2 protein-coding genes are annotated in these 1,657 nt (G+C 63.9%); one reads left to right on the top strand and one right to left on the bottom strand.

Annotation, left to right across the window (positions count from 1 at the left end):
* Positions 1-689, bottom strand: a 689-nt coding sequence (gene entS / locus DOU50_RS00315) for an enterobactin transporter EntS (protein ID WP_148768469.1), incomplete at its 3' end; no start/stop codon positions are given.
* 108 nt (positions 690-797) lie between these two features.
* Here entS and fepD point away from each other — a divergent pair.
* Positions 798-1,657, top strand: an 860-nt coding sequence (gene fepD / locus DOU50_RS00310) for a Fe(3+)-siderophore ABC transporter permease (RefSeq protein WP_148768468.1), incomplete at its 3' end; no start/stop codon positions are given.

Here is a 1,657-nt window from a genome sequence, read left to right as displayed (position 1 = left end):
GCAATGCCGCCAATCAGCGGGTTGCTGAACAGGAAACGAATAGCGGCCATCAGTGATTTCAGCGGATGCTCGCGCGGTTGCGGCGGAGGCGGCAGCAGCGGCAGGCGCAGCAGCGTCAGGGTGGTGATAAAGGTCCCCGCCGCCGCCAGCCCGTAGTTCCACGCCACGTTGCCGGTTGCCAGCAGCAGGCCGCCCACCATCGGCGAAATCACCGAGCCGAGACGCACGGTGAGCATGGTGATCGCCCCCGCCTGCATCAGGTTATCGCGCCCGACCAGCGCGGGCGTTGCCGCCAGCAGCGCCGTCACGCCTAAGGAGGCAAAGAAACCGTCCCACAGCCCGAGGGCATAAATGGCGATCAGCGACGGCTCCGGCAGCATCGCGTTCAGGCACAGCCCGATAAAGCCCACGCCGCAGGTGCCGCGCGCCAGCAGGATCAGCTTCTTGCGCTCGTAGCGATCCGCCAGCACGCCGCCGACCATCAGGCCGATAAACATCGCTCCGCCGGTTAACGTCACCGATAACCCCACCAGCCAGCTGGAGTGGGTCATAGTCTGGATCTGGACCGGCACGGCCACGCCGAGCAGCCCGAGGGACAAAATGGAGATAAAGCGAGCGATAAAAACGGCGCGATACGCCGGGTGCGTTTTCAGCAGGCTGAGGTTAAGCAGCCAGGATTTTTGATTCATGACAAAGCCTTGAGTGTAATTCTACCCATTCCATGGGCGCACATGCTAACATAGCCAAATAAGATAGATAACGATAATCACTATCATTATCAAATCATGGATGTTGCTATGTCGTTTTCCTCTTCTTCGGTGCGCGCCGTTGCCGTGCCCGTTTTATTGCTGCTATTTAGCCTGGCGATTGCACTCAGCCTGCTGGTTGGCGCGAAGCCTCTGCCCGCGTCCGTTATCGTTGATGCGCTCTCCGGTACCTGCCAGAGCGCTGACTGCGTCATTGTGCTCGACGCCCGCCTGCCCCGCACCCTTGCCGGACTGCTGGCCGGTGGCGCGCTCGGCCTTGCCGGTGCCCTGATGCAAACCCTCACCCGTAACCCGCTGGCCGACCCCGGCATTCTCGGCGTGAACTCCGGTGCCAGCTTTGCCATCGTGCTGGGCGCGGCGCTGTTCGGGTTGACGTCGCCCTCTGAACAGCTGGTGATGGCCTTCTGCGGCGCGCTGGCCGCCTCGCTGGTCGTCGCCTTTACCGGCAGCCAGGGCGGCGGACAGCTGAGCCCGGTGCGCCTGACGCTGGCGGGCGTGGCGCTCGCGGCGGTGCTGGAAGGCTTATCCAACGGCATCGCCCTGCTCAACCCGGACGTTTACGACCAGCTACGCTTCTGGCAGGCCGGTTCGCTGGATATCCGCACTCTTGAAACCCTGAAAGTGGTGGCGATCCCGGTGATGATTGCCGCTGCCGTGGCGCTGTTTTTAAGCCGCGCGCTCAACAGCCTGAGCCTCGGCAGCGACACCGCGACCGCCCTCGGCAACCGCGTGGCGCGCACGCAGCTCATTGGTCTGCTCGCCATCACCGTGCTGTGCGGCAGCGCGACCGCCGTGGTCGGCCCGATCGCCTTTATTGGCCTGATGATGCCGCACATGGCGCGCTGGCTGGTGGGGGCGGATCACCGCTGGTCGCTGCCGGTGACGCTGCT

Origin of the sequence: Enterobacter sp. C6 (assembly GCF_008122455.1) — a bacterium.
GTDB classification, from domain to species: Bacteria; Pseudomonadota; Gammaproteobacteria; order Enterobacterales; family Enterobacteriaceae; genus Enterobacter; species Enterobacter pseudoroggenkampii.
This window is presented reverse-complemented; position numbering and strand designations above follow the sequence as displayed.